Source organism: Oceanobacillus sojae (assembly GCF_900162665.1).
GTDB lineage: Bacteria > Bacillota > Bacilli > Bacillales > Amphibacillaceae > Oceanobacillus > Oceanobacillus sojae_A.
In genome coordinates this window covers 585,218-610,516 of record NZ_LT727813.1, presented here as the reverse complement: position 1 = coordinate 610,516, position 25,299 = coordinate 585,218, and the positions used below count along the sequence as shown (strand labels likewise).

The 25,299-nt window shown below is 38.3% G+C and carries 29 protein-coding genes and 1 other annotated feature; of the genes, 18 read left to right on the top strand and 11 right to left on the bottom strand.

All coding sequences use genetic code 11. The features are described from left to right. Positions 1–69: 69 nt before the first annotated feature. Positions 70–1,011 carry an AEC family transporter gene (locus tag BN1068_RS20335; RefSeq protein WP_175637212.1) on the top strand — a complete coding sequence of 314 codons (942 nt, stop codon included), beginning with the start codon at positions 70–72 and terminating at the stop codon, positions 1,009–1,011. Between the two features lie 152 nt (positions 1,012–1,163). Here BN1068_RS20335 and BN1068_RS20330 read toward each other — a convergent pair whose 3' ends face one another. The 6 genes from BN1068_RS20330 to BN1068_RS20305 all read right to left on the bottom strand — a co-directional run bounded on the left by BN1068_RS20330 (position 1,164) and on the right by BN1068_RS20305 (position 5,152). After that, positions 1,164–1,721, bottom strand: coding sequence for an NADPH-dependent FMN reductase (locus tag BN1068_RS20330; protein WP_077604651.1), 558 nt, complete (start codon positions 1,719–1,721; stop codon positions 1,164–1,166). Positions 1,722–1,848: 127 nt separating this feature from the next. After that, positions 1,849–2,370 carry a VOC family protein gene (locus BN1068_RS20325; protein WP_077604650.1) on the bottom strand — a complete coding sequence of 174 codons (522 nt, stop codon included), beginning with the start codon at positions 2,368–2,370 and terminating at the stop codon, positions 1,849–1,851. A gap of 155 nt (positions 2,371–2,525) precedes the next feature. Further along, entirely contained in the window at positions 2,526–3,368 is an 843-nt protein-coding gene (locus tag BN1068_RS20320) for an aldo/keto reductase (protein ID WP_077604649.1), read from the bottom strand. A gap of 133 nt (positions 3,369–3,501) precedes the next feature. After that, complete coding sequence (locus BN1068_RS20315) at positions 3,502–3,918, bottom strand: VOC family protein (protein ID WP_077604648.1); 417 nt, start codon at positions 3,916–3,918, stop codon at positions 3,502–3,504. Between the two features lie 13 nt (positions 3,919–3,931). Next, complete coding sequence (locus BN1068_RS20310; RefSeq protein ID WP_077604647.1) at positions 3,932–4,288, bottom strand: nuclear transport factor 2 family protein; 357 nt, start codon at positions 4,286–4,288, stop codon at positions 3,932–3,934. A gap of 78 nt (positions 4,289–4,366) precedes the next feature. Beyond that, positions 4,367–5,152 (bottom strand): helix-turn-helix domain-containing protein, encoded by a 786-nt coding sequence (locus BN1068_RS20305; RefSeq protein ID WP_077604646.1) that lies wholly within the window; start codon positions 5,150–5,152, stop codon positions 4,367–4,369. 204 nt (positions 5,153–5,356) lie between these two features. Here BN1068_RS20305 and BN1068_RS23760 point away from each other — a divergent pair, with 204 nt between their 5' ends. From BN1068_RS23760 to BN1068_RS20240, 14 genes are all read left to right on the top strand, one after another. Beyond that, positions 5,357–5,512, top strand: a complete 156-nt coding sequence (locus tag BN1068_RS23760; protein ID WP_175637211.1) for an RAxF-45 family protein — start codon at positions 5,357–5,359, stop codon at positions 5,510–5,512. A gap of 115 nt (positions 5,513–5,627) precedes the next feature. After that, positions 5,628–7,529, top strand: coding sequence for a ribosomal protection-like ABC-F family protein (gene abc-f, locus BN1068_RS20300; RefSeq protein ID WP_077604645.1), 1,902 nt, complete (start codon positions 5,628–5,630; stop codon positions 7,527–7,529). 270 nt (positions 7,530–7,799) lie between these two features. After that, complete coding sequence (locus tag BN1068_RS20295; RefSeq protein ID WP_077604644.1) at positions 7,800–8,963, top strand: AI-2E family transporter; 1,164 nt, start codon at positions 7,800–7,802, stop codon at positions 8,961–8,963. Between the two features lie 367 nt (positions 8,964–9,330). Continuing rightward, positions 9,331–10,140, top strand: a complete 810-nt coding sequence (locus BN1068_RS20290; protein WP_077604643.1) for an MIP/aquaporin family protein — start codon at positions 9,331–9,333, stop codon at positions 10,138–10,140. Positions 10,141–10,258: 118 nt separating this feature from the next. Beyond that, on the top strand, positions 10,259–11,761 hold the full coding sequence (gene glpK / locus BN1068_RS20285) for a glycerol kinase GlpK (RefSeq protein ID WP_077604642.1): 1,503 nt from the start codon (positions 10,259–10,261) through the stop codon (positions 11,759–11,761). A 96-nt stretch (positions 11,762–11,857) separates the two neighbouring features. After that, positions 11,858–12,122 (top strand) — a binding site (T-box leader). A 101-nt stretch (positions 12,123–12,223) separates the two neighbouring features. Then, positions 12,224–13,870, top strand: coding sequence for a methionine--tRNA ligase (gene metG, locus BN1068_RS20280; RefSeq protein WP_077604641.1), 1,647 nt, complete (start codon positions 12,224–12,226; stop codon positions 13,868–13,870). Positions 13,871–14,003: 133 nt separating this feature from the next. After that, on the top strand, positions 14,004–14,300 hold the full coding sequence (locus BN1068_RS20275; RefSeq protein ID WP_077604640.1) for a YfzA family protein: 297 nt from the start codon (positions 14,004–14,006) through the stop codon (positions 14,298–14,300). 158 nt (positions 14,301–14,458) lie between these two features. Next, positions 14,459–14,830, top strand: coding sequence for a GntR family transcriptional regulator (locus tag BN1068_RS20270; protein ID WP_077604639.1), 372 nt, complete (start codon positions 14,459–14,461; stop codon positions 14,828–14,830). Positions 14,831–14,838: 8 nt separating this feature from the next. Then, a complete protein-coding gene (locus BN1068_RS20265) occupies positions 14,839–15,708 on the top strand; it encodes an ABC transporter ATP-binding protein (RefSeq protein WP_077605179.1) in 870 nt (289 codons plus the stop codon). Continuing rightward, positions 15,701–16,312 carry an ABC-2 transporter permease gene (locus BN1068_RS20260; RefSeq protein ID WP_077604638.1) on the top strand — a complete coding sequence of 204 codons (612 nt, stop codon included), beginning with the start codon at positions 15,701–15,703 and terminating at the stop codon, positions 16,310–16,312. Before BN1068_RS20265 ends, BN1068_RS20260 begins: the two co-directional genes overlap by 8 nt. A 200-nt stretch (positions 16,313–16,512) precedes the next feature. Continuing rightward, complete coding sequence (locus BN1068_RS20255) at positions 16,513–16,815, top strand: YfzA family protein (RefSeq protein ID WP_077604637.1); 303 nt, start codon at positions 16,513–16,515, stop codon at positions 16,813–16,815. A 68-nt stretch (positions 16,816–16,883) separates the two neighbouring features. Further along, on the top strand, positions 16,884–17,753 hold the full coding sequence (locus BN1068_RS20250) for an ABC transporter ATP-binding protein (protein WP_077604636.1): 870 nt from the start codon (positions 16,884–16,886) through the stop codon (positions 17,751–17,753). Next, complete coding sequence (locus tag BN1068_RS20245) at positions 17,746–18,357, top strand: ABC-2 transporter permease (protein ID WP_077604635.1); 612 nt, start codon at positions 17,746–17,748, stop codon at positions 18,355–18,357. Before BN1068_RS20250 ends, BN1068_RS20245 begins: the two co-directional genes overlap by 8 nt. 54 nt (positions 18,358–18,411) lie before the next feature. Beyond that, positions 18,412–18,597 (top strand): GOLPH3/VPS74 family protein, encoded by a 186-nt coding sequence (locus BN1068_RS20240; protein ID WP_077604634.1) that lies wholly within the window; start codon positions 18,412–18,414, stop codon positions 18,595–18,597. A gap of 62 nt (positions 18,598–18,659) precedes the next feature. On the opposite strand, the gene BN1068_RS20235 is transcribed toward BN1068_RS20240, so the two are convergent. The 3 genes from BN1068_RS20235 to BN1068_RS20225 form a co-directional block, all read right to left on the bottom strand. After that, positions 18,660–19,316 (bottom strand): PepSY domain-containing protein, encoded by a 657-nt coding sequence (locus tag BN1068_RS20235; RefSeq protein ID WP_077604633.1) that lies wholly within the window; start codon positions 19,314–19,316, stop codon positions 18,660–18,662. A 222-nt stretch (positions 19,317–19,538) separates the two neighbouring features. Continuing rightward, positions 19,539–20,435, bottom strand: coding sequence for a permease prefix domain 1-containing protein (locus BN1068_RS20230; RefSeq protein WP_254846841.1), 897 nt, complete (start codon positions 20,433–20,435; stop codon positions 19,539–19,541). A 1-nt stretch (position 20,436) separates the two neighbouring features. Further along, entirely contained in the window at positions 20,437–20,781 is a 345-nt protein-coding gene (locus tag BN1068_RS20225; RefSeq protein ID WP_397334265.1) for a PadR family transcriptional regulator, read from the bottom strand. Positions 20,782–21,281: 500 nt separating this feature from the next. Here BN1068_RS20225 and BN1068_RS20220 point away from each other — a divergent pair, with 500 nt between their 5' ends. The 3 genes from BN1068_RS20220 to BN1068_RS20210 all read left to right on the top strand — a co-directional run bounded on the left by BN1068_RS20220 (position 21,282) and on the right by BN1068_RS20210 (position 24,392). After that, positions 21,282–22,316, top strand: a complete 1,035-nt coding sequence (locus tag BN1068_RS20220) for an AbrB family transcriptional regulator (protein ID WP_077604630.1) — start codon at positions 21,282–21,284, stop codon at positions 22,314–22,316. Positions 22,317–22,338: 22 nt separating this feature from the next. Then, positions 22,339–23,190 carry a DUF72 domain-containing protein gene (locus BN1068_RS20215; RefSeq protein ID WP_077604629.1) on the top strand — a complete coding sequence of 284 codons (852 nt, stop codon included), beginning with the start codon at positions 22,339–22,341 and terminating at the stop codon, positions 23,188–23,190. Between the two features lie 179 nt (positions 23,191–23,369). Next, positions 23,370–24,392, top strand: coding sequence for a serine hydrolase domain-containing protein (locus tag BN1068_RS20210; RefSeq protein WP_077604628.1), 1,023 nt, complete (start codon positions 23,370–23,372; stop codon positions 24,390–24,392). 36 nt (positions 24,393–24,428) lie between these two features. Here the strand turns inward: BN1068_RS20210 and BN1068_RS20205 are convergent, their stop codons facing one another. Together BN1068_RS20205 and BN1068_RS20200 are read right to left on the bottom strand one after the other, a co-directional pair. Continuing rightward, a complete protein-coding gene (locus tag BN1068_RS20205; RefSeq protein WP_077604627.1) occupies positions 24,429–24,785 on the bottom strand; it encodes a DnaJ family domain-containing protein in 357 nt (118 codons plus the stop codon). A gap of 69 nt (positions 24,786–24,854) precedes the next feature. Continuing rightward, positions 24,855–25,190 (bottom strand): YugN family protein, encoded by a 336-nt coding sequence (locus BN1068_RS20200; protein WP_077604626.1) that lies wholly within the window; start codon positions 25,188–25,190, stop codon positions 24,855–24,857. Positions 25,191–25,299 lie beyond the last annotated feature (109 nt).

Below are 25,299 nucleotides of genomic sequence, written 5' to 3'. Positions count from 1 at the left end.
TCATATATCACATGTTTTCCACTTGATGAATAATCTGTAATGATATGTTATAGAGGAAGGTGGAAGGGCATGGATACATTGTTTACACTGGCATACGAGATTGGCTCTCTGTACGTAATTGTCGCCATTGGCTGGATCATAAGGCGGAAGGGACTGATCTCTGAGCATGGTCAGCGTGCGTTTACAACATTATTATTATATGTCGCTTTACCTTGTCTGATTATCAGCTCCATGCATATGCCCTTCCAATATGAACAAGCTTACGGTGCCCTGGTTATGTTTGTCCTTTCCATCTATATTATGGGAGGGACCCTTTTTTTAAGCAGATTTATTACCGGAAAACTAAAGCTTTCGACGAACCGGAGAGCAGTATTTGAAAATGTTATTTTGTTTGGAAATCAAGGATTTATAGGAATGGTAATTATTTTGCAGCTGTTCGGGCAGGAGGGAGTACTCTTTGCCTCTGTATTTAATTTAATTTATTATATACTAATTTGGACATATGCGATTTATATCATGAATCCAGAGGAGCTCCCTGATTCCAAAGTGATGTTTATTTTAAAAAATCCCGGATTTTTAGCAACAATAGTTGGCTTTGTTTTATTTATTTTTCCAATCAAAATACCTGCTTTTATGATAGATCAGGTTGCAACCATCGGACAGATGACAGTGCCTCTATCTATGATTATGATTGGTATGATGATTTCAACCGTATCTTTCTCTAAAGCAATGGCATATATGAAGGATATTTTTGTTTATATCGCTGTGTTTATCCGATTACTTATGTACCCAATCCTCTTCTTTTTACCATTGTTATTCTTCCACATTCCATTTGAATGGTTTATGATAGCATGCTTGCTTTCTGCTACTCCAAGTCCGGCAACGATAAGTATGTACGCGCAGGTATATGGGGGAGATGTAGAATTTTCTGCAGTGGTGGTCTTTTTCTCTACACTTCTATCTGTGGTCAGTATTCCAATTGTTTATTTAGTATTTTTATTGTTAATGTAAGTTTGAAGAATGGAACGTTCAAGCTTTATGCTCATAGTTATGAATTTGACGCATAGCACTGCTAAGTTTTTTAATCACCGAACAGAAAAAGGTTCCAGTCATTTTTTTGATGACAAGAACCTTTTTCTGATTTATTTTAGATGCAAGTTAAACTAATTTCCTTTAAATGTTGTCATTAAGTCTACAAAGGTATCAACAAAAGTCTGGAGGAATTGAATCGTGCCTTCATTATTGATTTTTCCGTCTTCGCCCAACAACGTCGCAACATTCGCCAGATAAGCTTCCGGCTGCTGAACGACTTGCATATTAAAAAATACTAGCGACTGTCTCAAATGATGATTGGCACCAAATCCACTCAGGTGTCCGGGAGAGTTACTGATAATTGCTGCTGGTTTATTATTCCAGACACTATCTTCTTTAGGACGGGAACCAATATCAATAGCATTTTTCAGTACCCCGGGAACAGAGCGGTTATATTCTGGTGTTACAAATAAAACAGCATCAAACTGTTTTATTTTTTTACGGAAAGTTGTCCATAATTGAGGAGGGTTGCCTTCATCATCAAAGTCTTGATTGTATAATGGTAAATCACCAATCGGAATGATTTCTGTTTCAAATCCATCAGGAAATAAATCCATTACATTTTTCGCGACTTTCCTGGAGTAAGATTCTTTTCTTAATGATCCTACTAACACTGCGACTTTTGTCATTTTTACACACTCCTATTTATTATTAAATGAAGGATATCTTGCTTGTATATTATCAAGTGAATTGTTAGCAAAACTAATTACAATACATAAAAGATTTTAAATTAAAGCTGGACATGTACGTACTTTTTTAGGGTGTAAATCTTTTTGCTTCACTATCTTCAGGATAATCTAATTGCTCCGGATTGTAGCTTAGTAACTCAATCAGCATGCCCCATGGTGCACGGCCATAAACAAAATCTCCTGCTCCTTTTTCTACATCGCCTAACAGTTCGCCTGGTTCTGTTAATAATTCTCCACCTGCTTCAACAAAAGACTTAGCTGCTTGCTGGATATCATCAACATAAAATGCAAAGTGCTGCACACCCAAATCAGAAGCAATAACAGGTTCTCTTTGTTCTGTATTTTTATAATGAAAAAGTTCTATACTGGAACCATTATCAAAAGAAAGTATACGTATATGAATAACTTTAGCGCCTTTTTTAAGACCTAATGTTTTTTCAACAGCTTCACCCTGCTGGGGTTCGTCACCTAATTTCTTATTATCGTAAGAAATTTTTGCGTTAAAAGCTTTTTTGAAAAATGTTGTAGCTTCTTCAACATCGGGGACTGTAATTCCTATATGGTCAATACCGCGTGTAATATTTGCCATTGCATAACCACTCCTTTTTCAATATTCAAGACGAATAAAAGAAGAGATAAAAGAGGCTACAGCACAATCGATTATCTAATTGTGTACTACAGCCTCTTTTCGTATAAACGGTTATTCATTTACAGGTGAACTCACCATGTCTTCTGTTAAATCTTTTAAAATTCCTCATAAACAGCCGGATCCTGATCCTTCAAACGCCCATCCTGTTTTGTAAGACTGTTAATAATTGTCATTTCTTCCTCGCTTAGTTCAAAGTCAAAGATAGAAATATTCTCTTTTTGACGGGATGGTGCTGCTGATTTTGGAATAGCAATTGCGCCCAGTTGATAATGCCAGCGGAGAATAATCTGTGAAATAGTTCTGTTGTGCTGATCAGCAATCTTTTGTAATGTTTCATCCCGAAGCAGGTCACTTGCTCTGGATAAAGGACTCCATGATTCTGTTGCAATATGATGCTCTTCATGGAATTTTAATTGTTCTTCCTGATTAAACAGCGGATGTAATTCAATCTGGTTTACCGTTGGCAAAATGCCTGTTTCTTTTTTGAGACGTTCTAAATGCTCTGGTAAGAAGTTGCATACACCGATGGAGCGGATATAACCAAATTTTTTGGCATCAATTAATGCCTGCCAGGCTTCAACGTAGTTATCCTGAATTGGATTTGGCCAATGAATCAGATATAGATCGTAATAATCTAAGTTTGCCCGGAGCAATGATTCCTGAATGGTAACAATCGCATCATCATAATGATGGTAGCGTCCAGGAAGCTTAGATGTTACAAGTAATTCTTCACGTGGCACAGAGGATCTTCGTATCGCTTCTCCAACAGTAGCTTCATTTTCATAATTGTATGCGGAATCCAGCAGACGATAGCCATTAGCAATAGCGTGATTAATTGCCTGTGCACCGCTTTCTCCTTTCAGCTTGTACGTACCAAAGCCGACAGAAGGAATTTGAAGCCCATCATGTAATGTGATTTCTGGAATTTGATTTGTCATCTGTATATCTTCTCCCTTCGCTTATATTTAAAATCCTACCTTTGCGATGGGGAAAATTCAAATAATTTGTTTTTGATGCCTGTTTGTATATTTTCTTTCATCTGGTTATGAAATGAACTTATATGCATTCCTGCTAATTAGTTGAGATTTGCCAGGTGATGCCGAATTTATCCTTTACCTGACCATAAGAAGAGCTCCAGTGTGTTTCCTGAAGCGGCATAAGCACTTCACCACCCGTTTTCAGCTTTTCAAATACTGATTTGGATTTCTCAGCATTTTCTAAAGTCACACAGACGTTTACCTGTGAACCTGTTTCAAAAGGCTGGCCCGGAAATGAATCAGATAGCATAAAATACGTATTGCCTACTTGTATTTGGGCATGCAATACACGGTTTTTTGCTTCATCCGGAAGAGCAAATTCCGGATTCTGAGGTAAATCGCCAAAAGTCTGAACTCCTGATACTTCAGCGTTCAATGCGTTTTTATAAAAATCAATCGCTTCTTTCCCTGTGCCATCCATTGTGATATATGCGTATACTCCTGTCGACATCACATTTCTCCTCCTATTTTTCCTGCGTTTGCTTAATTAAGTATGCAGTCAAATTTGTTATTTTCCCATTCTTAAAAGTATACCAATCATTGAAATAGTAAGTTACTAACCCATCTTCATCTGCAAACTGCATTTCACCTTCTACTACAGCCGTATCTCCGTCAATTAATGTCCGGTAAACCTTATAGACGTCCGCCTTATAATCACGCATGGGTTCCATTTTTTCAATGAAAGCTGCTTTCCCTTTAGTGATGCCGTGCCCAATCTCATTCATGACAATATCATCTGCAGCTGATGCAAAAATAAAATCAACATCTCCATTGGCAAAAGCAATATTGAACTTTTCCATAAGCTCTTTTGAAATGGTCAACTTATCTCACTCCTTTTTTTATAGTATAGCAGCGGCTGCTCAATAAGATTTCTTCTCAATTGCTCTATACTGAAAAATTTAATGAGAAATAGATGAACGCTGCAGGAAATGCTTCATCAGTAATGGCAGAGAGATAAGGATAGGCGGATCAGTAATTTCCGGTTTTCTCATAATAAGGTGCGTCTCGGGCAATGAGCGTTTTCCGTCAATACAAATCGGATAGGGATGGCGCGCACGTAATGTTTCACGTGGAATAAGAATCGTTTTGGAATCCATTTCCCATGATACAGCCGTTGCCATCAGAAAGTAGGTGCCAACGGGAATGTTTGTTATGTGAAAAGAATCTGAATGCATTAATAAGGTCCCGCGCACGGGCAATCCTTCTGGTATTGGTTTAGGAAACAGCCCGGCAAAAATAATTCCGTTGAAGGCTTCTTCTGTTTGAATGGATCCGGATAATTGCTGAAAAGAAGAAGCATTCACTATTGTATTTTCGGATCTTTTCTGCTTCAAATGTGTCATATATTCTTCAGAATGTTGCCGGGTAGCACGAAATGAGGCTGGAGACATTCCAATGCTGTTTGTAAAGCGTGTGGTAAAGGTTCCCAGGCTCTGCTGTCCGACTTCAAGTCCTATATCACGGATTGGGAATGCGGTATCCAATAATAATTTTTTGGCAAGCTGCAGGCGTAAGCTGGAAATAAAGTACATTGGAGATGTGCCGACCTGACGCTTGAACATACGGGAAAAATGATATGGGCTGTAAGCTGCCTCTTTAGCAAGCGTGGAGAGGGAAAGATTCTTATCCAGATTTTGCTGAATAAATAAAATAGCGTCCTGAACTGCTTTATCTTGTGTCAGCATTTTTAAGCCTCCTTTTTTATGAGTATACCGCATAATAAAAGAATATCTATTATAATTTTAGAATTTTAAGTTATTTTTAATAAAACTGTTACCTTCTTCGGGAAAATAAATACGGTTAATCAAGCAAATAACTGGGAAAAGTTGCAGACGGCACAAATTTTCTATATAATGAATATAATTTATGAATGAAATGGGGGTGTAGAGATGTTTTTAGGGCTTGAGAAATCGTGCGGAGACTGGATGGAATTCTTATATTACTGCCGTGCGAAATTTGCGTTATTTGCAGCTGACGGGATAGGTCTGTCCTTTTTTAGCAATTTAATAGCAAATACGAAAGCAAAAAAGCATCTCTGCATCTGATATAGTACGGTTTTTTAATGAAATGAAACAACCATACAAGCACACAGGGAGGACAGCTCTTTGTGTGTTTTTTGTTGCCTTATCTTCATGCAGAGAGGATAAAGGAGAATAAACAATGATTTGCCAACTGAATCAAGTAAAGAAAATGTACGGCGGAAATATAATATTTGAAAATTTATCTCTAGAAGTAAAACAGAAGGAACGTATTGGTATTGTCGGAAGAAACGGAGGAGGTAAAAGTACACTATTACGATTAATGGCTGGTATCACGAAACAGGATGAAGGGAATATTCATTGGAAGAAAGCGATAAGCATCGGCTATTTAGAACAAATCCCTCATTCAGACGAAGGTGTATGTGTATTGGATGTCTTAAAACAATCAAGCGGGGAAATTACAGTATTGGAAAAACAAATGGAGAAATTGGAGCAGGCTATGCAGAATCCTGGCTCAGATCAGGAGCTGGCTGCAAATATCAGCGCATACGGAGAAGCTCAGGAGCGTTTTACGGTGCTGGGCGGATATGAATTAGAAGCAAATATTGACCGGATTACGACTGGTTTACAAATTCATGATTTGCTGCAGATGCCTTTTGACCAAATTAGCGGCGGAGAAAAAACAAAAGTCGGCTTAGCAAAAATACTCCTCCAGGACCCGGATTTACTTTTATTAGACGAACCGACAAACCATTTGGATCTGCAGGCTGTGGAATGGCTTGGTGAATTTCTGAATAACTATGAGGGAACGATTGTTGTTATCTCGCATGACCGCTATTTTTTGGATGAGGTAGTGGGAAGAATTTTAGATTTAGAAGATGGAGAGCTTGCTGTTTATCATACGAATTTCTCCGGATATGTGAAAGAAAAGGAAGAACGGCTGCTTCGGGAGTTTCAGGATTATGAAGAGCAGCAGAAGAAAATAAAGAAGATGAAAGAAGCAATTAAACGTTTGAGAGAGTGGGCAAACCGGGCCAATCCGCCAAACGAGGGACTGCATAAGCGTGCAAAAAATATGGAGCGCGCATTGGAGCGGATGGATAAACTGAATAAGCCGCAGCTGAACCGGAAAAAGATGCAAATGGAATTGGATAGTTCAGGACGGAGCGGCAAAGACGTAATGATGATGACTGGTGTACGAAAGCAATTTGGAGAAAAACTGCTTTTTGCCAATGCAGATATGCATATTCGCTATCAGGATCGCGTTGCTATTATCGGCGAGAATGGAACGGGGAAATCAACGCTTATTCAGCTCATGCTCGGTAATTTGGAACCGGATCAGGGAGAGGTTATTATTGGCAGTAATGTAAAGTATGGATACCTGTCTCAGCATGTGTTTCATGATATTGCCTCTGACCAGACAGTACTCGAAACCTTTCGTGAAGCCGTCTCGGTGACAGAAGGCAAAGCAAGACATATCCTGGCAAAGTTTCTCTTTTATGGGGAGCATGTTTTTCGGAAAGTAACGCAATTAAGCGGCGGTGAAAAAATGCGTCTCCGGCTAGCGCAGCTAATGCATCAGGATATCAATACACTCATCCTGGACGAACCGACAAACCATTTGGATATTGATTCGAGAGAAGTTTTGGAGGAGACGTTGGAAAGCTTTGAAGGGAGTCTGATTGCCGTCAGCCATGACCGTTATTTCTTAGATAAACAGTTTGATTATTTATACTGGATAGAAAATAAACAAATAACGAAATATCTGGGGAACTATTCATGGGCAAAGGAAAAGCGGAAAGAGCAGCTGTCAGAAAAACAGGCAGCGCAATCTTCTTCTGTTAAAATAACAAGCAAAAATATGAAAAAATCGTATAAAAGTATAGAGAATCCGTCAATAATGATAGAGAAGCTGGAGAAGCAAATTGAAGAGTTAGAAGCGGAAATTTATGCAATAGAGCTGAGGATGACGGGGACAAAAGAAGTAGAAGAGCTGCAAAAGCTGCAGAAACAGAAGGAAGACTATGATAAAGCAAGACAGAATGCCTATGAAAAGCTGCTAGTTTTAGAGAATGAACTTTAGCAAAAGAAGGCATTCACTGCGTTGTCAGGTGAATGCCTTTCATGGGACTGGGTCTGGGACTGGGACTGCGATTACTCGCCCCACCGAAAAGCTTTTGCGATTACTCGCCTCACCGAAAATCAATGTGATTATTCAGTCCCTGATAAACATTTCTTAAAATTTTTAACTTTTTTAATGTGCAAAAATTGGTGAGCTGGATAGAGATTCCTGTCGTTTTTTGCGATATAATAGAAGTAACATAGAATTACGAGGAGAAGAGAAGGTGCTGCGTTGAAATCAGTTAACGATAAAATAGATTTATTTAAACGTTTTTTCTTAAATAACCGCTTTGTGGTATTTTTAGTCATCTTATTGTTAATTGGCTTAAATATACTTATTTTCACACATATTTCATTTGTATTCACACCATTTGTTGTGCTTTTGAAAACAGTATTGCTGCCAATTATTCTATCTGCGATTCTCTATTATCTATTGAATCCAATTGTTAATTACCTGGAAAAGAAAAAGGTGAAGCGGATCTATTCTATCTTTGGGTTATATCTGGTTATTATCGGAATTTTAACTATTTTAATCAGCTCTGTCTTTCCTTTTTTAAGAGATCAGATTACAAGTTTCATAACTAGTCTGCCTCCATTTATTTCAGATATTGAGAAAATGGTAAATGATTTTATCGGCGGGAATTTTATTAATCAGTTTCAATTGGTAGAATATATTGACCTGCAGGGGTTTGCTAAACAATTATCTGATCGTTCGCTTGACATAATGAATAGCGCCTTTTCTAATATTGGCAATGTCATTGGAGCTGTGACAGAGATTGTTCTGGCAATTATCACACTGCCTTTTATCCTATTTTATTTATTGAAGGATGGAGAAAAGCTGCCAGGATATTTCATTAAATTTCTGCCAGTATCTATGCGGAAGTCGACCCTTGACATTTTGAAGGAAATGAATCATCAAATCAGCAGCTTTATTCGCGGACAAATTATTGTTGCCTTCTGTATAGGTGTGCTGATGTATATCGGCTTTACCATCATTGGGCTGGAATATGCGCCGGTATTGGCACTGATCGCTGCTTTTACGAATGTAGTTCCTTATCTTGGACCGGCAATTGCGATTACTCCTGCACTAATCGTTGCAATTGTTACTTCTCCATTTATGGTTATCAAGCTGATTATTGTCTGGACAATTGTACAGCTTATTGAAGGAAAGTTTATTTCTCCACAGATTATGGGAAGAAACCTTCGCGTGCATCCAATTACAATCATCTTTATTATCCTGACATCCGGAAATTTATTTGGAGTTGTCGGTATCTTATTAGCTGTTCCAGGCTACGCACTTTTGAAAGTATTTGTGACACATGCCTTTGAGTTCTTTAAAATCCGCAGTAATTTATACGAAGACGATTTAGAAGCAGAAAATGGCAATCCTGATTAAAAAAATTAAATAGCTGTATGGGCAGGTAAAAATTGGCATTTGCAAAAAACGTGAACATCTGTCCTGAAAGATAATACAGGTCCTAAACTTCCTATTATGCAGGGAGTTTAGGTCTTTTTTTAGCCTGGGATAATAAGCTTAAAATTATAGAAAACTTGTACAGGTTAAAAATTGAAGTTATTGACAGCGTTTTAATTCTGGTGTAAGGTGTTAAAAGACAAGTTAAGGATTGTGTAGGAGATCAAGTTCACACAGTAGGCCGCCCTCTCAGTAAGGAGAATGCGGTTACATCTGTGTGAGCTTTTTTCTTATTCCCGAACTTGTGAAGTTCAAGTTGAACTATCTATTTAACAAAGGGGCGATAAGCATGTCTGAATTTATGGCAGAGTTAATCGGTACAATGATTCTGATCATTTTAGGTGCTGGAGTCGTAGCTGGTGTGGAATTGAAAAAATCAAAAGCGGCTGGCGCCGGCTGGGTACTGGTTACATTAGGATGGGGCTTAGGTGTAACAATGGGGGTTTATGCAGTAGGGAATATATCTGATGCCCATCTGAATCCGGCAGTAACTTTAGGCTTTGCTGCAATTGGAGAATTTCCATGGGCAAAGGTGCCGGCATATTTGGCTGGTCAACTAATTGGCGCGATTATCGGCGCGATTATTATTTACTTTCAGTATCTCCCGCATTGGAGAGAAACGGAGGATAAAGGGGCAAAACTTGGGGTATTTGCCACAGGTCCGGCTGTTAGAAGTTATCCGGCCAATTTAGTAAGTGAGATAATCGGAACTTTTGTATTGGTTATGGGCTTGTTATTTATTGGTGCAAACGAATTCACAGAGGGATTAAATCCAGCTATCGTTGGTTTATTAATTGTCGCGATCGGGATGTCGCTGGGCGGACCGACGGGTTATGCGATTAACCCGGCCCGGGATTTAGGCCCAAGAATTGCACATGCTATTTTACCGATAGCAGGCAAGGGGGGATCGGATTGGAGCTATGCACCGATACCTGTGATTGGAACAATTATCGGCGGTGTATACGGTGCCTTTTTCTATCATGCTTTCTTTGATGGAAGTATGGGCGCAGGATTTTGGATTATGACTGTAGTAGTTGTTGTTATATTTGCAACAGCTTTTGTAAATGAACAAAAGCGGACGCAGCATTCTGTTTCATAAATAGGAATAGAAAAAAGAATTAAGGGAATGAAATATAAGAGGGCGTACTATACGTAAAAAGTAAACCTGAACTTTTAAATCAGGTAATTTTCTAAATTTAAAAATGGAGGGATCAGGGATGGCAGAGAAATATATTCTTTCAATTGATCAAGGAACAACCAGTTCACGGGCGATTGTATTTGATAATAAAGGGGAAATTATCGATACAGCTCAAAAGGAATTTGAACAGTATTTTCAGAAACCAGGCTGGGTGGAGCATGATGCAAACGAGATATGGACATCTGTGCTCGGCTGTATCGCAGAAGTATTAAATAAAACAGGTATTGAAGCGAGTCAGATAGAAGGGATTGGAATTACCAATCAGCGCGAAACGGCAATTGTATGGGATAAGAATACAGGCAGACCAATTTATAAGGCGATTGTCTGGCAGTCCCGTCAGACAGAGCCTATTTGTAAAGAGCTAAGAGAAAAAGGATATGAGGATACATTCCGCAGTAAAACAGGTCTCTTGATTGACCCGTATTTCTCAGGAACCAAGGTGAAATGGATTCTGGATAATGTAGAGGGAGCAAGAGAGAAAGCAGAAGCCGGCGACCTGTTATTCGGCACCGTTGATTCGTGGCTCATTTATAAATTTTCCGGTAAAAAGACTCATGTTACGGATTATTCCAATGCTGCCAGAACATTAATGTTTAACATCTATGACTTAGAGTGGGATGAAGAGCTGCTAGACATTTTGGGCGTACCAAAGTCGATGCTTCCGGAGGTTCGTCCGTCTTCTGAAGAATATACAAAAACGGTATCTTACCATTTCTTTGGTGCGGAAGTTCCGATTGCAGGTATTGCCGGTGACCAGCAGGCTGCTTTATTTGGACAGGCATGTTTTGAACAGGGAATGGCGAAAAACACATATGGCACAGGCGGTTTCTTATTAATGAATACAGGTGAAGAGCCTGTGGAATCTAAGAATGGGTTACTGACTACTATCGCATGGGGTGTAGATGGAAAAGTAAACTATGCACTGGAAGGAAGTATTTTTGTTGCAGGTTCTGCTATTCAGTGGCTGCGTGATGGCTTAAGAATGATTGAATCCAGTCCGGAAAGTGAAGATTTTGCGAAGCGTGTAGAGTCCACAGACGGTGTGTATGTTGTACCGGCATTTGTTGGTTTAGGAACACCATATTGGGATAGTGATGCACGGGGTTCCGTGTTTGGACTGACAAGAGGGACTAAGAAAGAACACTTTATTCGTGCAACATTAGAATCGTTGGCTTATCAGACTAGAGATGTGATAGAGGCGATGGCGACAGACTCAGAGATGGAATTAAAAACACTTCGTGTAGACGGTGGAGCGGTGAAAAATGATTTCTTAATGCAGTTCCAAAGCGATATTATGGATGTCACCGTTGAACGGCCAGTGATTCAGGAAACAACAGCACTTGGATCTGCTTATCTGGCCGGGTTAGCTGTCGGCTTCTGGGAGAGCCAGGAAGAAATAGCGAAGCAATGGAAGGTAGAGAAAACATTCAAAGATAAAATGGATAATGAAGAAAGTGAAAAATTATATAAAGGCTGGCAAAAAGCTGTCGAGGCAACTCGCGTGTTTAAGCTGGAAGAATAATATTACTTCACTACGCATAAGATCTGGGCAGGATACTCCATTTTAAATAAAAAGTTGATAATACTGTCCAATAAGAGTAAACTGAAACAAATAGTTAAACAGGCAATGAGAAGGAAAAGTAGATTGGGAAGCGCTAAAAGAGAGTCTCTGCTGGTGGAAATGAGGCAGCCATCCCCAAATCGAACAATGACCTTTGAGCTGCGCACTGAACTCCTGAATGGATAGTAGGCTGCGACGAGAGGCACTCGTTACAACAGCAACTGTATAATCTGCTGATAACTCACCAGACGTACAGACAGAGGCGGACTGTGTGAGCAGTCTGTGAAATTTAGGTGGTAACACGGGAATACTCGTCCTAAGCTTTCTTTGATATAGAAAGCTTAGGGCGTTTTTTTTATTGCTGAAAAAGGTCCTGTCTCATAACTGTATCTATTGAATTTATAAAATTAAGGAGTGTTGGAAATGGCTGTATTTATCGGCGGCGCATGGCCGTATGCAAATGGTTCCCTTCATTTAGGGCATATCGCAAGTCTATTGCCGGGGGATATTTTAGCAAGATATTATCGTTTAAAGGGAGAAGAGGTTCTGTATGTTTCCGGAAGTGATTGTAATGGAACGCCGATTTCTATCCGTGCATCCCAGGAAGGATCAACAACGGAGGCTATTGCTGAAAAATATCATCAGGAATTTGTGGACATCTTTGAAAAATTAGGGTTCTCCTATGATTATTATACGAGAACAGATAGCACATTCCACCATCAGGCAGTACAGAAAATCTTTTTAGATCTGCTTGATAAAGGGTATTTGGAGGAGAAAACAACAGAACAGGCATATTGCGAAAAGGATAAGCGCTTTTTACCGGACCGTTTTGTAGAAGGACGATGTCCAGTCTGTGGAGAAAAAGCACGGGGAGATCAGTGTGATCATTGTTCTGCAGTTCTTGACCCGCTCGATCTGCAGGATAAAAAATGCAAGCTTTGTGGTGAAGAACCAACGATACGTGAGACTGCGCATTATTATTTTTCCTTTGACAATTTTTCAAATGAGCTTACTTCCTTAGTCAATCAAGCAGACAAAGAAGAGCGATGGCGTGATAATGCAATTCGATTTACCAAGCGATATTTACGGGAAGGATTGCGGGAAAGAGCAATGACAAGAGACCTTCCTAATGGGATTGATGTTCCTGTAGAAGGATTCGAAGGGAAGAAAATTTATGTGTGGCTGGAGGCAGTTGCAGGTTATTTAACTGCCAGTCAAGCATGGGGAGAGGAGCAACAGCAGGATATAGATAAATGGTGGCGGCCTGATAACTCCATAAAAGCTTACTATGTACATGGAAAGGATAACATCCCGTTTCATACCATTATCTGGCCGGCTCTATTATTTGCCCTGGGAATTAAACAGCTTCCCACTCATATTATTTCCAATGAATACGTTACGCTGGAAAAAAGAAAAATTTCTACCAGCAATAACTGGGCAGTCTGGATAAAGGATGTATTGGATACCTACCATCCAGATTCGCTGCGTTATTTCCTGACCATGAATGCTCCTGAAAACCGTGATGCTGATTTCTCCTGGCAGGAATTTATCCTTAGTCATAACAGTGAACTACTGGGGGCTTATGGAAATTTTGTCAATCGGACACTGAAGTTTATTGAGAAGAATAATGATTCGAATATCCCTCAAGCAGCCTTAGAAAAGGAAATCGGCGATAAAGTAAAAGGACTCTATCCTGCTGTTGGGGAGCTTGTGGAAACAGGGAAGCTGAAGCAGGCATTAACGGAGGTATTTGATTTTATACGGGAAGCAAATAAGTATTTTGATGTTCAGGCACCCTGGAAGCAGGTGAAAGAAAATCCTGAAGAAGCGGATAAAACATTAGCAACCTGTGTATATATTATTGTCAATACAACGCAGCTGTTGTATCCTTTTCTACCTTATTCTACAAAACAGGTTCAGGAAATGCTATCGATCAAAGAGCTGGGCTGGGAAGAAATAAGTTATCTTCCGCAGCAGGTGAACAAGGTCGTGCCGCTTTTTGAAAGAATAGATAAAGGAAAGATTGAAGAAGAGAAGCAGAAGCTGGTGCAGCAATCTGCATTAAATTGAAGGACTAAACAACTGTTAAAAGATCTTGGAATTTATTCAAGGTCTTTTTTAGGCTTGAAAAAAATAATAAAAGATGGTTTAATTTGTGTATATTGTTTATAAAGTATATATACATTAAGGGGGAAGGTGAATTATGAAAAAAACTTCAAATCATAGAGCCTGGAAAGGTTGGTTAAGTACTGCAGGCGTTTTAATTGGTGTCCAAATTCTGCTTGTTATTTTTGATAAAATAGGCTGGAGTCCAAGTTTACGCGATGATAATTTATTCTTAATGCGAATTCGGGACAGTATTATGGAGTCAGCGTGGTTTATCGATTTATTTCATTTTTACACATCAGATATTTATAATTTCATCACTCTTCTTAGTTTGGTTATCATTGTTCTGCAGACCATATTCCTGTTTTTTTCAAGTGTTTCCAAAAGCGATTGATCTATCATACTTTTAAATTACCCTGCAGCGTACATATTTGTTCTTCAATATTCATTTTAAATGAATTGATGCTCATAGAGTTTAGCTTGACGAAATTATCCAATCCTTTTTATACTGTGTATAATGTAGATATACAATTAGAAAAATGAGGTATGGACATGCAAATTATCATATCAAACAGCTCCAAAGAGCCAATTTATGAGCAGATCTTAAAACAAATTCAAACAGCAATTCTTTCAGGCGAGCTGGCGGAGGGAGATGCATTGCCTTCGATCAGACAGCTGGCAAAGGATTTGAAAATAAGTGTCATCACAACAAAACGGGCCTATGAAGAATTGGAGAAAGCGGGATTTATCTATTCCATTGTCGGCAAAGGCTCGTTTATTGCTGAACAAAATTTAGATGTGATTCGGGAGAAGAAATTAAGAGTAATTGAAGAGCAGCTGAGCGCGGTTATTTCTAATAGTAAAGAAATCGGTCTGCCTTATGAAGAACTGCAGGAATTATTAAAGCTGTTGTACGAGGAGTAGTGATGGGGGTGGAAAATGTGATAGAGCTCCGTGGTGTATCGAAAGCATTGAAAGCATTCACGATAAATAATATGGATTTACAAATAAAGCAAGGATTTGTAACTGGATTTATTGGAGCGAATGGTGCCGGCAAGTCAACGACAATGAAGCTGATTATGAATCTGCTGCAGCCAGATAGTGGAGAAGTAAGTGTATTCGGTCTGGATTATGCCAGTCATGAAAAAGAAATAAAGAACCGTATCGGCTTTGTTTATGACAGTAATGTATTTTATGAATCGTTGAATCTGAAGGATATCGGCAGAATTGTTGCACCTGCATATAAAAACTGGGATCAAAAGCAATTTAAAGCATATGTGGACCAGTTTGAGCTGCCTTTAAATAAACCGATTAAGAAATTCTCTAAAGGGATGCAGATGAAAGCTTCTATTGCAATTGCTCTTTCGCATGATGCAGAGTTAATTATTATGGATGAACCCACGGCAGGGCTGGATCCGACATCTCGCAGGGAGCTTTTAGATATTTTCCAGGAAGTAATGGTTGACGGAAAAAGAACGATTCTTTTCTCCACACATATCACAAGTGACCTGGAGCGGATTGCAGATTTTATTGTTCTGATTGATAAGGGAGAAATCCTCTTTGATAAACCTGTTTATGAGCTGCAGGAGCAGTATGCAGTAGTGAAGGGAAGCACAGAATTACTTGATTCAGACACAGAACCCCATTTTATAAAGATAGAACGTTCTCCAAACGGATTTCATGCTTTGACAAAGGATGCAGCGAAAGTAAAAGAAGTGTTCGGCAAGCATGTTGTCATTGAAGAAGCATCCTTAGAGGAGATCATGTTTTATATGAAAGGAGTACAAAATCAATATGACTAATTTAATCAGAAGAGATTTGATTATACAGAAATTTCAGCTGTATTTATTCATTCCATGTATCCTTTTCTTTATTTTCGCAGGCTCACACATGTCAGCTTTTTTTATTTTTGTATTTGCCGGTTTTTTTATTCCAATCAATGCTTATTCATATGATGAGAAGGCAGAAACAAATATTTTGTTGAATTCTTTGCCTTATACACGTACGCAAATCATTGCTTCCAGGTATATTGGTGCTATTTTTTATATGGCTGTATCTATTATCATCACAACAGCACTTTTTTATGTGTTTAATCGTCCTTTCACATGGGCTGATATAGCCATTGGAGCAGGAATAACACTTACCCTTTTCTCATTTAGTTTTCCTCTGTTTTATCTATTGAAACCAGGTAATATTGGGACAGCAGTTACGATAGGATTTATTTTGTTTGTTGTGTTAAGTGGCCCGGCAGTTATATTTTTTGAAGAGTACTTAACTCCAGTTGTTGATTTTCTTGTTAGTGTGTCCTCTTCTGCAATTTATTTAAGCAGTGCAGGTATTGTCACGGCGCTGTACGCAGCTTCTTGGATAATTAGCCAAATAATTTATCAACGGAAAACTTTTTAAAATTAATGGCAATAACCCCTGCACAGACATTGATTAGAGATCTTAAGCATAAAGCTGAGGTCTCTTTTTTTTTTTATAAAAAAATCATTTTAACTGTTGAAAAGTAAATAAAAACCTGTTTTAATAATGTATATAATGTTAATATAGTATATATACAATATTAGATTTAAAATGTAAGGATTATATAAAGGGGAATTGAAATGGTAGAGAAAACAAGATTATTAAGCAATAAGAAGCTTAAAGAAATAGTAGTCACTGTAGGAGTTCTTCTCCTGGTTCAAATTATATTTATGCTTTTGGATGGAACTGGCTGGGAGCCCAATGTTCGCGAGACAAATTTTATTAACAACGTTTTAAACGCAAAATTATTTACAGAGTATTTCCGTTTTTATAGTTATCCATTTTTTAATTTTGTTACGTTTCTACATTTGGCTGCGATATTAATATGTGTATCAGCAGAGATTCTGAGCATTATTTTTAAGAAAAATAAGAAATCATCTTGAAAGCAGATTTTTCAAGATGGGAATGAAACTGGGAAGAGTATAAAAATTTTAATCAGGGAGTGGTAGATATGGAAAATATAGTTGAATTTAAAAATGTGACCAAACGTTTTAAAGATTTCTCCTTAGAAAATATCAATTTACAAATAAAACAAGGGTATGTAACAGGATTTGTCGGGGCTAACGGAGCTGGGAAATCAACGACAATGAAGCTGATGATGAATCTTTTACAGGCTGATGCAGGAGAAGTAAAAATCTTTGGAATGAATTATGCTGGTAATGAGAAAGAAATTAAGGAGCGCATGGGTTTTGTCTATGATAGCAATGTATTTTATGAAAGTTTAAATTTAAAAGATATACGGCGAATAATTGCACCAGCTTATAAAAATTGGGATGATAAGACATTCTATCACTATATCAAGATATTTGAATTACCTTTAAATAAAGCAATTAAAACTTTTTCAAAAGGGATGCAGATGAAAGCATCCTTGGCAATGGCTTTATCCCATGATGCAGAATTTATTATGATGGATGAGCCGACAGCGGGATTGGATCCTGTTTTCCGGAGAGAGCTTTTAGACATCCTGCAGGACATTATGGAGAATGGCAGAAGAACGTTATTCTTTTCCACGCATATTACCAGTGATTTAGAGCGGATTGCCGATTATATTACGTTTATTCAAAAGGGGAAAATACTTTTCAATGATTCGATGGAAGATGTCCAGAATCGTTATGCTTTAGTGAAAGGAAGTATTGATTTACTTAACCGGGATACAGAAAAGCTGTTTATAAAAACAGAGCGTTCTTCCTATGATTTCCAGGCATTAACAAATGATGTTGCTGAGGTAAAGACTTTGTTGGGGAATCGTGTTGTGATTGAGGAAGCTACTTTAGAGGATATTATGTTTTATGCGAAAGGAGCGAAGCATCAAAATGTTTAATTTGATAAAAAAAGATTTGATTATACAAAAAACACAGCTTCTCCTATTTATTTCACTTATTATTTTCTTGGTTTTCTTTGCAAGAGATATTAGTCCGATTTTAATTTTTCTGGTAGCCGGTGCTTATATATCGGCAAATGCCTATGTATATGATGGAATGGCAGAATCAAATATTCTTCTTAATTCTTTGCCATATACACGCAAGCTGATTGTTGCGTCCAGGTATATTGGAGCTATGGTATATATGATTTTATCGATGGCGATGGCAGGAGGTGTTCTCTATCTATTTGATTATGGCTATAACATGATGGATATCGCTATAGCGGCTGGATTATTCTTCATTTTCGCAGCTTTCGCGTTCCCATTATTTTATATATTAAAGCCTGCTTATATCGGAGTAGTGATGTTTATCGGGATGATTGTTTTAGCAATAGGCTTTCAACCTGCTGCCCGTTTCTTAGAGGAACATCTTGCAACAATTACAAATTTTATTGCAGGCCTATCAACAACCATGCTTTATTTTAGCGGAGCAGCTATAGCAATTGGTTTATATCTCATATCCTGGGTAATCAGCCAATTTATTTATCAACGTAAAGTATTTTAATGCTGCAATATTAAAAATAGAGACTGAATAAGAGGGGAAAACATGGTTTAATTAATGTCATTAGTCCATATCAGCAATTTGCTTCACATTGTATTCCCGGAACGGAAAGAAGCCAAACGGGCAGAAAAACAGATCAAGCAAATGAGTAAAGATTTTCCTGTTTCCAAAGCTGTCAAAGCAACGATTGATTCAATTAATGCAGCTATCCTTGCGGCATCAGCCTCTGCTTCAAGATCTTAAAAATAAACTGACATGAAAAAAGCAGGCGTAAGCTCAAGGCCGGCCTGCTTTCTTAAAAAATATTAATCGTCTACTTCCACATGCAGCTGTTCGCCAGACTCTGCGTCAATATAAACATCTACTTCCTGGGAACCCATATCTTCAAAATTAATTTCATACACCGGGCTGCCATTTTCAAATTCTAAGGACCAGCCTCTGGCAGTGATGCCATCTGCTTCGGAAGCCTCAGATGCTGTAGATAATGCTTTCTCTGCTGTAATGTAATCATCGAGTGCCAATTCTTCATAGCGGTCGTCGGCGTCCTGCTGCTCCTGCTCCTCGGCTATAATTTCGCCGGACTGATTGATTTCAGCGGAATATTCCATGGAGTCATCGAAACCGTCAATATCATAGACAAGCTCTCCTCTTTCTTCATCTAATTGAATGGAGGAGACACGGGCATCCGTAAATTTTTCCTGGAACGCGCTGACAGCATCCTCTACGCTTAAGGATACACTTGTAAGATCTAAGCCATCATTCCCGCCAGTTGCACCACTGTTATCATTAGTGTCAGTACTTTCACCTTCTGTATTGGAATCGGCATTATTATCGTTTGCATTTTCACTTGTATCTGAATCATTCGTTGTGTCATTTTCTGTGCTGCTGTCATCGCTTGTCCCGCAAGCTGCTAAAGTAATGGAAAGAAGCAGTGTCAGACATAGAAGTAAAGTTTTTTTCATGATTATTCTTCCTTTCCAGTCTCTTTTTAAGAGAGTTATTTAAACTCATAATACCCAATAAAAGAAGAATCAAACCCTCGAAAATGAGTGATTTATATTCTTGAGATTATCTTTATGAATTAATTTGTTCCAGGAAAAATATTTTATACAAAAAAACACCCATTTCTTTTCAGAATATGGGTGTAAATTGACGGATAAAAATATAGTATTGGACCCTGGATATTATTTTGCTGCTGAATTGCGTTTATGCTTTGATACCATACGATACTCAATTAAAAGTTCTCCCACAATGGCAAAAAAGAAGACAGGAAGGGCATAAAGGATATTAGTCAATATCCAGATAAGAAGAAAGACCCCTATCGCTCCAATCCATAAAGCTCCTGACAGCATTCCTCGCTTAGTCACTTCTTCTGTATCTCTATAATATCCTTCATAAGCTTCGTGATATCGTTCATGTTCTTGCATTAACCATGGCTTGAATCGCTTTTTTTCTGTAAGTATTAAGAAAGCAATCACCAGAATACCAGGTAATACAAACGGAATCAGTACACCGAGAATAGCAGCGGGATTACTGTTTTCCATGAAGTAGTGTGAACTGGAAATAGAAATTCCAAATAAAATGACACCGGCGGCAAGGGCATAGATAAGTGCCCGTTTCCAATTCATTGGATATTTGGCGGCTGTTTCTGTTGTTAAACCTAAATAGGTTAACGAAGCTCCTGCAGGTACAACAAATGGCAGGAAGGAGGAAATAGCGATGAATAAATTATTTCCTGCAGAAAAATAAGTAATTAAGCCTGTAATGATACCAAACAATAAGACTCCTGCAGAAAGTGTATAGCCAATTGCATAACCTGCTGAAAGCTTTGGTTTTGTATCGACATACATTTTCCCAATGATTTCCTTTCGTTTTTCTCTGCTTAAATCATCAGCAATTGCTGTAATATCACCTAATTCTGAGACAGCTTCTGCAAATGCCTCATCAGGTGACTTTCCTGCATTTTCTAAATCCTGCACGCGGTCCTTTAAATTTATTATAATTTCTTCTTTAAAATCCTCCAGCTCAGCTGTTGATTCATACCCGTGAAATAAATCATCGACATATTTTTTTATCATCATATTAATTGTCCTCCTCCTTCAATAATCGATTCAAAATCCGCTGCGTAAATTCCCAATCGGCGATGTTTTGTTTGTATTGTATGCGGCCTTTATCAGTAATACGGTAATATTTTCTCCGGCCGCCCTGGCTTTCATCTCCCCAATAAGCGACGATACATGCTTCTTTTTCCAATCGTTTATAGCTGGAATAAAGCGTAGCTTCCTTTAATTGATATAGCCCGTCTGTTCGATCCATGATGGATTTGTATATTTGGTATCCATAGGCGTCGTTTTTTAATAATATTCCCAATACAATCGTATCTGTATGACCACGTAATAAATCTGCTGAAATTCTTCCTTCCAACAAAACCCCTCCTTGTCTTGCGATGACTCTTCTTATCTATAACAAATAAAATACTATGACAGACAAAGTAATTGATTGTATAAGTATATTACTATGTCTGTCATAGTATGTCAATGAAGAAATGTAACACGGCTGAGATATATTACAAATTACGAATCAGAAAAGGGAGGATGGTGAAATGGAGGGAATATGGAAAACGAAGCAATATGAACAAGCTTTGGTGCGGCTATTGATAGTATGATTCGATTTAAGCAGTTGTGGAAAGCTGAAATAGGGTAATTCACCATTTAAAATGATGTCATTTTGAAAGTTGTTTTTAAAGCGGATTTTAAAGATATGTGTGGCAGCAGAGGGATTCCTCGTTTTTTATTGAAGAGGAATTAGATTAATACAACGTTCTTCTTTGCATTTTATTTTTAAAATATTTTACTTGCAGATACGAAATAATGGATTTTAGAATTTGCATGAACACGTTATAATAGGGAGAGAAGGAAGGGAACTATATGATATTTTTATTCCTGAGAACATTTGCAATTGGTCTCTTAGGAGCTATTATCTTCTCGCTGATTGGCCTGCCGATTCCCTGGCTGCTTGGTTCGATGCTGATGACATTGCTGTTTCAATTAAAGTCGCCCTGGCAAATGGCATGGAATCCTATTTTTCGTAATATCGGCCTGGTTTTTGCCGGATATACGATTGGTTATGCATTTACCTTAGATGCACTTCAGGACATGGTGCGCTATTTTCCAACGATGCTTCTGATTAATGTTATCTTTTTTATTTTATTTATTGGTGTCAGCTATGCCGTTTCGAAATGGGCACGATTAGATATTGGAACAGCGATGACGTGTTGTGCTCCCGGCGGGTTACAGCAGGTGGTTGTCTTTGCGGAAGAGCAAAAGGATTTGAACATTACAGTAGTGACGTTTTATCATGTTATGCGGCTGCTGGCGATTATTACGATGGTTCCCTTTATTGTTTCCAGTAATAATGGCGGGGCGACTCCTGATAAAACGCAGGAAAGCTATTCGCTGATCTTATTTGGTTTATTGATTTTATGCTACATAGCAGGAATTGCTTTTAAGTTTATTAAGGTTCCTACCGCTTATTTATTAGGGCCTGTATTTCTTATCATGGTATGCAATTTGTTGTCCATTCAAGTCCCGGTGATGCCGGATAATTTATTACATATTGCACAGCTTTTTATTGGGATTTATATGGGCTTATTGTTAAAACGGGATAAATTGAAGAAAATGAAATCACATATTGTTTATGCTGTTGGATCCTGTGTTATTTTAATTGGTGTAGCATTTTTAATCAGCGAATGGATGGCACATTATTTTATGGATTTTGCCACAAGCTTTTTAAGTGTTGTTCCGGGCGGTGTGGATCAAATGGGGATAATTGCTGCTTCTATCCAGGCTGAAGTCACCGTCGTGACGTCATTTCAGCTGTTTCGGATTTTATTTTTATCCATTATAATTATTCCATTCGTAAAATACATGGTACGAAGGGGACAAAGAAGATTAAGAGAGTAGAGCAGGGGAGAGGTGTGAAAAAGTGATTCAGATTGGATTGACAGGATGGGGAGATCATGATTCTATTTATGCTGCTGATACCAAAACACACGAGAAGCTGCAGGAATACAGCAGTCACTTTCCAGTTGTAGAATTAGACTCCTCTTTTTATGCGGTTCAGCCTATCCGCAATATGGAAAAATGGGTAAAGGAAACACCGGAAAATTTTCAATTTATCGTGAAAGCCTTTCATGGAATGACTGGACATGATGGTGAGGAGAAGGAAAATCCTTTTGAAACGATAGCAGAAATGTTCCAGGCTTTCAGGGAGTCGATTGAACCGCTTCAAAGAGCAGGGAAGCTGGGAGCTGTGCTGTTTCAATTTCCACCAAAGTTTGATTGTATACAAGAGCATGTACAGTATATCCGTTATTGTAAAAAGCAAATGAAAGATATACCGGTTGCATTGGAATTCAGAAATCAATCCTGGTATGAAGAAAGATTTCAACAGCAAACCCTGGATTTCATGAAGCAGGAAGGCTGGATCCATGCCATTGCTGATGAGCCTCAGGCTGGTGTGAAATCGGTGCCGTTTGTACCTGTGGTAACAGTGAAAGATAAAACGATTATCCGTCTGCACGGCAGGAACGTGCATGGATGGAATTATTCAGGAAATGCGAATTGGCGGAAAGTCCGCTATTTGTATGAATACAGTGAAAAGGAATTAACTGTTATAGCTGAAGAGGTAAAAAGGCTGGAAAAGCAGAGTAATGAAGTTATTGTTCTGTTTAATAATAATTCCGGCAGACATGCGGCAGGGAATGCTAAACAGCTGCAGCAGATGTTAGGAATTGAGTTTGATGGACTGGCTTCGCAGCAGCTGGGGCTGTTTTAAGATATAATCGAAAAAACAACTGGATTTGTAGTAATTTTCTGTATTTTAACGTACAATGATATTAACTCTATGAAGAACGGAGGAAAATCATATGATTCGTTATATGGTATGAACATCTTAACTGATATCCTTTTTAAAATCATAAATAAAAATATGAAAGGATTTCAGGAGGGACAAAAATGAACACAGAAAACAAAAGGAACAAGCTGATGGAAGTGCAAAAAGAACTTTCTTTTTCAGGAGCTTTCTATGCAAAAAAGCAGGATGAAATAATAACAGGAAGCAGTGGATTCAGAAATCGTGCTGAAAAGCTTGAAAATCAGGTAGATACACGATTTGGTATTGCTTCAGGGTGTAAACTATTTACTGCCATTGCTGTTGCCAAGCTTGTCGAAATGGGAAAATTATCGTTTGAGACAAAATTACAGGATTGCGTGTCAGAAGAATTTCCTTACTTTGACAAGGACATTACCATTCATCATTTACTAACGCATACTTCTGGTGTACCGGATTATTTTGATGAAGAAGAGATGGATGATTTTGAGCTGTTGTGGGAGAATTTCCCCATGTATGGCGTCAGAACACCAAAAGATTTTCTGCCGCTTTTTCAGCATAGAGAAATGCAGGGTAAACCGGGCCGTTCCTTTCAATATAATAATTCAGGCTATATTTTATTAGGTTTGATTGTGGAACAGGCTGCCAACTACAGCTTTCCTTCATTTGTAGAAGAAAATATTTTTAAAGCAGCGGGGATGAATGATTCGGGATATTTTGAAATGGATTGTTTACCGGAACGGACAGCCTTAGGCTATGTAGAAGAGCCTAATGGAAAATGGAAGACAAATATTTATTCTATTCCTGCTAGAGGCGGTTCAGATGGCGGTGCGTATGTTACCGTACGTGATATGGCTAAATTTTGGGACGCTCTGACCGGTTACCAGCTGTTATCTGAGGAAATGACCCGGGAGGTACTGCAAGCGCGTGAATGTGTAGATGAGGAAGAAAATATCTATTACGGCTATTCCGGTTATATGGAATTAGACGACAATCAAGAAGTGATAAAGTATATTCAGATGGGATATGATCCGGGAGTTAATTTTCGTGCAGTTCATTATCCGCACGATGAAAAGACGATGATTGTGTGCTCTAATGAATCTGAAGGTGCTTATGAGCTGTTAAAAGAGATGGAACGTATAATGTAAATTAAAAAAGGGATTAACTGGATGGTTAGTCCCTTTTTACCGAAACAATTTATGCCTGATCTTACTCGCATATTTACGAAAAACACTGCTTTTATCAAGCTTCCGTTCTTTTGTCAATATTTGAAAAGCCACTTGTTTTTCTGATAGATCGGCTTGCTTTTCTCCATCCGTTGCAATTTGCATTAAGTCGCGGTGCGAGATATACTGCTTTTGCTTTTCCTGCTCATCTGAAAGGTAGCCTGCCCGTTTTAAAATACGAAAAGATTGTTTAACCTCTTCAGGTAATCCGGCAAATTCATCACGCAGGTCCAGGCGCTCTCCCTGGCCCGGCAAATTTTCAAACTCTCCGTCATCCACTGCCTTTTTAATTTGCTCTTCCACAAAGTGATACATAACGTCACTCCCTATGAAATCTGGCTATCATCCTTCTTTTAGTATGCTGGAACGGGAGCTGAAATTCAACTAGAGATTATTATCAATATGATTAATAATTTGCTGTACTGCCTGTTCTCCTGCCAGCTTCCAATCGATGGTTGAATCTGAATGAACAGCATGATTTATGATAAGAGGACATCCAAATTCAATTTGAGCAGATGGCTGGTCATGTTCTTCGTATATTATTTGATAAGGAAGTGATAAATAAAGCTTTCTTTCTCCTCTGCTGGTAAGAATCCCATTAAAACAGCCTCTATTCCTGCTATTTTTTCCGGCTATATGAAATCCAAGCCCTTCTAGGTGTGGCTTCAATTTTTGATAAAAACCTCTTTTTCCTGGTAAATGAGTTTCTAATACAATCATTTATAATTTCTCCTTTACATTCTTCTATATAAACTGAACTAAATAATTTCTCGTTGGCCTGATATGCGCTCTTGATCCATTCGTATGAATTGTAAAATCCATACAAATG